The following is a 7,563-nucleotide window of genomic DNA, read 5'->3' on the forward strand; positions in this document are numbered from 1 at the left end:
ACGCAGTTCGATGATTGCGCATGGTAGTTGGTGGGTAGATCGAGACCGGCGGAGAATCGTTGACCTCTGAAACATGTCGGGCAACAACAAATCAGTGTGTGATCGAGGTTTGCGTCTGTGCGGTGGCGCGGGCGGCGAGGAAGTCGTCGACGAGTTGCTGACGTTCAGCCGGGCCGGTGGGCGGGAGTGCTGCGAGTCGGGTGAAGATGATGGGTCCGACGAGTTGGGTCAGGGCCAGGGTGGTGTCGAAGTGGCCGAGCTCTTGCTGGGCTTCGGGGCTGCCCAGGATCTCGTCGAACGGTTCGCGGTATTGGTTGACCACCCGCGTGCGGAGGGAACTGACCGGGTTCCTGTCATCTTCGGGATGCGATGTCGTCCCGACGGTGTCGGGTTGGGTGGACCCGAGGGCGAGCCAGCCGAGCATTGTCAGTTGGGCGGGGGCTTCCTCGATGAGCTTGGCCTGACGGTCCAGCAGCTCGATCAACTGTTCACGGATCGTTCCGGACGCCGGCGGTGCGGTGACCGGGGGCAGCAGTCGCTCGAACGCCGCGGCCAGGAGCTGGGTGCTGTCGGTGAAGTGCCGGTAGAGGGTGGTCCGCGCGACCTTGGACACCTTGGTGACCGCGTCGATCGTGACGGCCTCGATGCCGCCGGTCGAGAGCAGGGACGTCGCCGCGTCGAGCAGTCGTGCGCGTGAACGGGCCCGCCGGGGATCCACGAGCCGGTCCTCGTCGTCGACCAGGTTTTCGATGATCATCTTCTCGCCCACCTCGTCATTGTGCCCTCGGATCAGTCGCGGGCACTATCCCCTCACCCCACATTGTGCTACGCATAGTAGCGAACCGATACCAACCGTATCGTTATGTGGAGGTGGGTGTATGGCTGCCGGTGATCGGGTGCTGCTGTCGCGGGCGCAGAAGTGGACGTTGGTGGTCTCGTGCCTGTCGGTGGCCCTGGTGGTCGCGTCGATGGCGGCCCTGTACACCGCGCTGCCGGACATTGCGGTGGCCACCGGGGCGACGCAAACCCAGCTCACCTGGGTGGTCGATGGGTACACGTTGGCGTTGGCGTGTCTGGTGTTGCCGGCCGGGGCGCTGGGTGACCGTTACGGCCGGCGGGCGGTGCTGATCGTGGGGTTGGCGCTGTTTTCGCTGGCCTCGGCGGTGCCACTGCTGGTATCGACCCCGTGGTGGTTGATCGCGGCGCGGGCCGCGGCCGGGGTGGGGGCGGCGTTCGTGATGCCGTCCACGCTGTCGATCCTGACCGCGGGCTTCCCCGAGCAGCAGCGGGGGCGGGCGGTCGGGATCTGGGCGGGGGTCGCCGGGTCCGGGGGTCTGCTGGGGATTCTGGGGTCGGGGCTGCTGCTCGACTTCTGGTCGTGGCAGTCGATCTTCGTCGGCCTGACCGGGGTGGGGGTGTTTCTGCTGTTGTGTGCCTTCACCATTCCCGAATCCCGCCAGGAGAATCCGCCGCTGATGGATGTGATCGGATCGGTCGCGGTGGTGTTCGCGATCGGACTGGTGGTGCTGGCCATCATCGAGGTGCCGGCACTTGGCTGGTCGGATCCCGCGGTGGTCGCCGGATTCGGGCTGGGTGTGGTGGCCACGGCGGTGTTCGTGGTGTGGGAGTTGCGGGCGGATCATCCGCTGCTCGATGTGCGGTTCTTCGCCCGTCGGGGCTTCGGGAGCGGATCGTTCTCCATCACGATCCAGTTCCTGGTGACGTTCGGCGTCTTCCTGGTCCTCGTCCAATACCTGCAGTTGATCTTCGGATACAGCCCGCTGGGTTCGGCGCTGGCGTTGGCGCCGATGATGGTGCCGTTGGTGCTCCTGTCGGCGATCGCACCGTGGATGGCGGCCCGGCTGGGGTTGCGGTTGATGACGGTGACCGGTCTGCTCGCCATCGCTGGGGGGTTCTACGTCATCAGCCGGCTGGATCTGCACTCCACCTACGTCGACGTGCTGTGGCCGACGCTGCTGATGAGCGCGGGTCTGGGCCTGACCGCGGCACCGGCGACGGCGGCCATCGTTGCGGACACCCCGGTCGAAAAACACGGGGTCGCCGCGGCGGTCAACGACGCCACCCGCGAGATCGGTGCGGCGATCGGCATCGCGGTCGCCGGCAGTGTCCTGGCCGCCGGGTACAGCCACAACATCGCCCCGGCGATCGAGCGGCTCCCTCCGGAGGCGCGGGGCCCGGTCACCGACTCACTCGCCGGTGCCCTCGAGGTCGCCGACCGGGCCGGACCGGTCGGCGACCAACTCGCCGACTTCGCCAAGTCCGCGTTTCTGCACGGCACCGAGCAGTCCGCGATCGTCCTCGCAGTCATCGCGTCGGCGGGTGCCGCGATCCTGCTGTTCTGGGCGCCCGGCCGCGCTCCCCGCACCCCGGACACGGGCGCATCGGGGAACCCGGCCGCATCGGGGAACCCGGCCGAACCGGCCCAGCGCAGTCGATCCCGCGCCGCCCGCCGTTAGCCAGCACCGCCGAGAAGGGACGCCCGTGACCCAGCTACCGCTACCGCCGCACTCGCCGACCTGCATGGGGTGCGGGCCGGACAATCCCGCCGGCCTGCAACTGGAGGTGTTCCGCTCCGGCGACGAGGTCTACACCGATGTGACGTTCGACGAACGCCACATCGGTGCGCCCGGCCTCGCGCACGGTGGGGCGGTGGCCGCCGCCTGCGACGACCTGTTCGGCTTCACCCTCTGGATCGCCCTCACCCCGGCGGTGACCCGCAGCCTCACCGTCGACTACCTCGCCCCGTCCCGCTGCACCGGCCTTTTCGCATCACCGCCCCGGCGCGGTCCAGCACGCGCTGGACCGCTGACACGACTGAAAGAAGATGCATGGCAATGTGTCACACCAGTGCCCGTCCGCACCGCGGGCAGCAGCACGGAGCGGGCCGACGAGTGTGCTGCCCTCCCGCCCTGATCCCGCAGAAGCCGCCGATGCCGGCCGGCCAGTTCCGGTGCTGTTGCACGTAACCAACTCGACGGAACTCGCCCACCAGCTCTCGCCGCAAGTATTCGTCGACAAGCTCAACCGTCTCCTCGCGGCAGTGATCGCGGCAACCGAGAGCCACCACGGGCTGGTCAACAAATTCGAGGGAGACGCCGCACGGCAGATCCGCGACCGCGTCCTCGCCGACGTGGGGAACTCGACATCGGGATCGGACTCGCTACCGGCGCCGTCGTCGCCGGAAACCTCGGCACCGACCAGCGCCTGGAATACACCGTCATCGGCGACGCGGTCAACGAGGCATCACGCCTCACAGACCCTCGCCAAACACACGCCGGGATGGATCCTCGCCGCCGACACCGTCATCAGAGCTGCCAGCGAACACGAACGCGAATAATGGACACCACACGGCGAACTCTCCCTCAAAGGACGAACCCTGCCGACACAAACCTGGGAAAGCAGCACCCCCTGTGAGCACTAACCGTGATTCGGTTAAACCGGGAACGCCGACACGCTAACGGCACCTCTGACCTACGGGGCCCGTGGAGATTCCGCGTCAGGCAGCCGTCTCGACGGTGGACACAGATCGATAGGCGGCCCCGTCTCGCAACATCGCCCACAGAACGTTCGATCTCCGCCTGGCCAGAGCAAGTACTGCTTGGGTGTGCCGTTTCCCTTCCGCGCGTTTGCGGTCGTAATAGGTCTTGGACTCGGGCACTGGATCTCACGCTGAGCTGGGCGGACAGGTAGAACACCCGCAACAGTCGGCGATCGTAGCGCCGTGGTCGTCGGTGGTTGCCGCTGATGCGGCCCGAATCCCGCGGCACCAGGGGTGGCGGAGCGCAACGTTGTGGCATGGGATGACCTCGCCACCGATCCCACCCGGGTGGAGATGGTTGTCGACGACCGGGACACCGTGGTGTACCCACGAGCCATCCCTCCGTGTATGTAGCGGCGTTGAGTACCCAAACGGATCGAGATAGTCACCGCGCTGGCCAAGTGACCGCCACCGGCAAGATCCGCAAATTCGATCTGCGTCAACAACATCGCGATGGTTGAGCGCACAAGGCGGTGTCGGTGAGATCGCGAGTTTGTCGTTATCCGCGTCGCGGGGTGAGCTGCATTTCATGTCCTTGATTGTCCCCCCCGGGAGGCGATTGGGCGTTTCGGGCGCAGAGAGGACCACTGCCGGGAGCGTCACTGCGCGCAACGAGTGTGTTTGGTGTGACCCTTGTCGCCGACGGCGAGGTCTACGAGTGCGCGTGCGTTGAGCACGCTGAGGTGGTGACGGTGGGCCATGCGCAGCAACTCGTCGAATGCGGCGGTGTCGCTGCAGCCGCGTAACGCGATCACAATGCCTTTCGCGGTCGACAATAGTTGCCGGCCATCCATCCGACGCTTGTCCGTGGCATCTGCGGGCTCCAGCGCCGGGGTGTCACCGGTATCGGGTACTTCGGTCATCTCCCACGCCTCTGTTGATGCTGTGGTTTGCTGCGGCCACGCCGGTAGAGGGACACGAGTGCGCGGTGTGGGGAGTCGCTGCGTGGCTTCCGCGGCGCCCTGAGTGCTCCGCTTGTGAGGAGCGAGGGAGCGACCCGCAGGGCCCGCGCCCGCGTCTTCGGTATGCCGAGGCGGGCAAGCTCCGTGTACCAGCGCCGGACACCTGCACCGGGACGCCGGTGCCGCGGCCGGGGGTGCCGACACCGGGGCGTCGACGACCGGTTTCGGTGTGCCCCGGTCTCAGGTCCGGCGCCGAGGTGCCGACACCGAACTCTGGGAGCATCGGCGAGTGATCTGGGTGGCCCTTGGTCGGGGCCGGTAGTCGTCGCTGGTGGTGGGTCGGGGCGGGTAGCCGCTGGCGCTCGAGCCAGCGCGTTTCATAGGCCAGGACCACCCCCCAGGTGAGATACGGGCCGAAGAGGGCGACCGGAAGGCCGATCAAGGACAGGACCACAAGGTGTTCCATCGCGCGCTCCGTAGCGGTGGCTGAGTTCTAGCTGAGCCGATCCCTCACGTTGGCACCACTTACGGTAACGAAATCGTCTTGAGACTGAGTTGCGTGCATGTGAACTGTCGAACACTCCGATGTATCCACTCGATGTCGAAACTGCAGTTCAAGGCATAATACCGACCGGCCGCGCGGTCTGGCACCACGCGGCCAAGAACGAGCAGAGGGGTGTGGAACCGCCGAGGGGCGAAACCACGGTCACCCGCGGCCACCAGCAGAACCGTTTAACCCTCGTTTAACCCCAATACCGTTCAGTTACCGTCTGAGTACGGTGCATATTGTTCTGCATCCAGGCGTTCCGAGAGAAGCGGCTGAGCTGTCACGTCATCGACGGTCGCCGATTGAACGTGCGTGTTGTCGCGGAGGAGAGTGGAAGAGGTTCTGGGCAAGAATGTGTCGGTTGGCGCTGTCGCCGCGACGGGTCACCGGACGGCACATCCTGACCGAAGGGTCCCTTTCCTTGCCGGAAATGGGGCGATGCGCGCGAATGCCATTGATGTCCAGAGATTTCCACGACTGCGCTGTCGACCATGGTCGACGGCGCACCCCCGCCTGTCGTGAGTCCGGGCCACCTACAACAGCACTGACCAGTCAGAATGGACGAGGGTTGGCGATGGCGATGATTCATATTGAAGCAGAGCCGGTTTCGGGGGCGTGGGTGCGGTCCGGGCTCAGGCCACCCGCCGCCGACCGAGCACGTTCCGTCCGAGATGCGAAACCCCGGGCTCGAATCGACCGAGATCAGCCCGGGCGGGTACCTTCCGGCAGACCCCCGACGGTTGGCGGGCACCCTCACCTCCTACGACCTGAAGGCGGTCGGCGGGTTCACCCGCGTGCTGCTGCACGACGCGCTGACCACGACCCGTACCCGACATCACCGACACCCGCGCGGCCTACGCCGCCGCCCAGGGCGCGTACCCCCGCTCGGCGACGCTGACGTCGAGCACCAGGGGACCAGGGTTTTCGGCCGGGTGGTTCATGCTAGAATGGGGCACCATCGTGACGGGTGAATCAGAAGCCGAGGATCCAGTCTCGGATGTGATGGCAAGCGCGGCGTACCTGCGGAGCATCGCACAGTGACCGCCCTGAGGACCAGCGTTCTCGGAACGTCCCGCTCGCGGAGCTGTTGATCGCCGAAACGGCGATCTCAGACCTCGGGTCCGATCCGGACCCGCACATCTACTCCACATTGTCTACGCCTCACCCACCGCTCAGCGACAATCCGATGGGCAAGCATCAACTCTCGTGCCGTCCGAAGGCAGGGTATACACGCCGACAGCATCGTGGATCATCCCCGGAAGGTGGATACCGGGCGTTCCCCCCGAGGTGTGGACACCAGTTCCTATGCGGCGGTGGCCAGCGTAGCCGATCGCCGCTCGAACTCGACCGGACAGATCTGGCCGAGAGTGGAGTGCCTCCTTCTGGTGTTGTAGCGCGTGATCCAGCGGAAGACAGCAGCACGTGCCTCGCCCGCGCTGTTCCAGCGCTTCCGACTCTGTAACGTCTCCCGCTTCAGCGTCGCGTTCAGCGACTCGGCCGCCGCGTTGTCCGCCGACGTCCCGACCGCACCCCGCGATGTCGTCACGCCCAGCTCGCGACACAGGTCGGCGAACTCGGCCGACGCATACTGAGCCCCGTTGTCGGAGTGGAAAATTGACCCATCGAGACCGGCGGCGCCGCGACAGGCCGCCGCCGCCCGCAGTGCATCGGTGACCAACTCGGTACGCATGTGGTCGGCGATCGACCACCCCGCCAACCGTCGCGAACCCAGGTCCAACACCGTCGCCAGATACAAAAACTCACCATCACCGACCGGCAAATAGGTGATGTCGCCGACGTATCGGGTGTTCGGTGCGCTCGCGGTGAAATCCCGCCGGATCAGATCCGGCACCGGGGCCGCGTCCGGGGCGGGAATCGTGGTGCGGACCGGTTTGCGCAGATGCACACCGACGATCCCGTGCTCGCGCATCACACGCTCGACCCGCTTGTGATTGACCTCGATCCCGGCCTCGCGCAGCTCCGCGGTCACCCGCGGGGCACCGTAGGTGCCGTCGGAGTCGGAGTGGATGGCACGGATCCGCTCGGCCAGCTCCTGATCGGCGCGGACGCGTTCCGCCCGGGCCGGCGCCGAGGACCGCCACCGGTAGAAACCCGAGCGGGATACCTCCAGGATTTGGCACAGCCACTTCACCGGAACGGTGTCGCAGTGGTCATCAACGAATCGGAAGCGGCTCACCAATTCGTCTCGCCCGCGAAATACTTCGCCGCCCTCCGCAAGATCTCCCGCTCGGTTTCGAGCTTCCGGATCTGGGCCTTGAGCTGCCTATTCTCTTCCTCTAACACGGACTCGGACGATACCGCGCCTGCCCGCGATGTCGGCCGCGCCACCCCACTGGCCCGGAGCTCGTCCGTGGAGGTACCGGTGCGTTTGCGCTCCGCCCGCACCCAATTCCGTAGGGTCTCGCGGCTGACTCCCAGGTCGTTGCCGATGCCATCGAAGGTGTGGCTCGGATCGGACAGGTACAGCGCGACGGCATCGGCCTTGAACTCCGCCGAGTACGCCTTCATCGCCATCAGTGACATCTCTTCCTCTG

At 66.3% G+C, this 7,563-nt stretch carries 6 protein-coding genes and 2 pseudogenes; 4 read left to right on the forward strand and 4 right to left on the reverse strand.

Translation table 11 applies throughout. The features are described from left to right. Positions 1-91 precede the first annotated feature (91 nt). On the reverse strand, positions 92-757 hold the full coding sequence (locus tag MLGJGCBP_RS32015) for a helix-turn-helix domain-containing protein (RefSeq protein ID WP_039951559.1): 666 nt from the start codon (positions 755-757) through the stop codon (positions 92-94). A 121-nt stretch (positions 758-878) separates the two neighbouring features. On the opposite strand from MLGJGCBP_RS32015, the gene MLGJGCBP_RS32020 reads away from it, so the two are divergent. From MLGJGCBP_RS32020 to MLGJGCBP_RS53840, 3 genes and pseudogenes are all read left to right on the forward strand, one after another. After that, on the forward strand, positions 879-2,477 hold the full coding sequence (locus tag MLGJGCBP_RS32020) for an MFS transporter (protein ID WP_007297962.1): 1,599 nt from the start codon (positions 879-881) through the stop codon (positions 2,475-2,477). 25 nt (positions 2,478-2,502) lie between these two features. Further along, positions 2,503-2,798 (forward strand): annotated as a pseudogene (locus MLGJGCBP_RS32025) (PaaI family thioesterase); the annotation flags it as partial. 373 nt (positions 2,799-3,171) lie between these two features. Then, positions 3,172-3,435: an adenylate/guanylate cyclase domain-containing protein gene (locus tag MLGJGCBP_RS53840; RefSeq protein ID WP_231869137.1), complete on the forward strand. Its 264-nt coding sequence runs from the start codon at positions 3,172-3,174 to the stop codon at positions 3,433-3,435. Between the two features lie 82 nt (positions 3,436-3,517). Here MLGJGCBP_RS53840 and MLGJGCBP_RS32035 read toward each other — a convergent pair. Together MLGJGCBP_RS32035 and MLGJGCBP_RS32040 are read right to left on the reverse strand one after the other, a co-directional pair. Further along, a pseudogene (locus MLGJGCBP_RS32035) lies at positions 3,518-3,788 on the reverse strand (transposase); the annotation flags it as partial. Between the two features lie 370 nt (positions 3,789-4,158). Beyond that, positions 4,159-4,422, reverse strand: a complete 264-nt coding sequence (locus tag MLGJGCBP_RS32040) for an ANTAR domain-containing protein (RefSeq protein ID WP_007297966.1) — start codon at positions 4,420-4,422, stop codon at positions 4,159-4,161. A 1,257-nt stretch (positions 4,423-5,679) separates the two neighbouring features. On the opposite strand from MLGJGCBP_RS32040, the gene MLGJGCBP_RS32045 reads away from it, so the two are divergent. Further along, the gene (locus MLGJGCBP_RS32045) at positions 5,680-5,979 is read left to right on the forward strand and encodes a hypothetical protein (RefSeq protein ID WP_012686941.1); all 300 of its coding nucleotides are present in this window, start codon (positions 5,680-5,682) and stop codon (positions 5,977-5,979) included. Positions 5,980-6,311: 332 nt separating this feature from the next. Here MLGJGCBP_RS32045 and MLGJGCBP_RS32050 read toward each other — a convergent pair. Continuing rightward, positions 6,312-7,543, reverse strand: a protein-coding gene (locus tag MLGJGCBP_RS32050) for an IS3 family transposase (protein ID WP_085990379.1) whose coding sequence is annotated in 2 segments (ribosomal slippage) — positions 6,312-7,222 and positions 7,222-7,543 — 1,233 coding nt in all. Because the reading frame shifts where the segments join, the coding sequence is not laid out codon by codon here. Between the last annotated feature and the right edge of the window lie 20 nt (positions 7,544-7,563).

Source organism: Rhodococcus sp. T7, from assembly GCF_009872365.1.
GTDB lineage: Bacteria > Actinomycetota > Actinomycetes > Mycobacteriales > Mycobacteriaceae > Rhodococcus_F.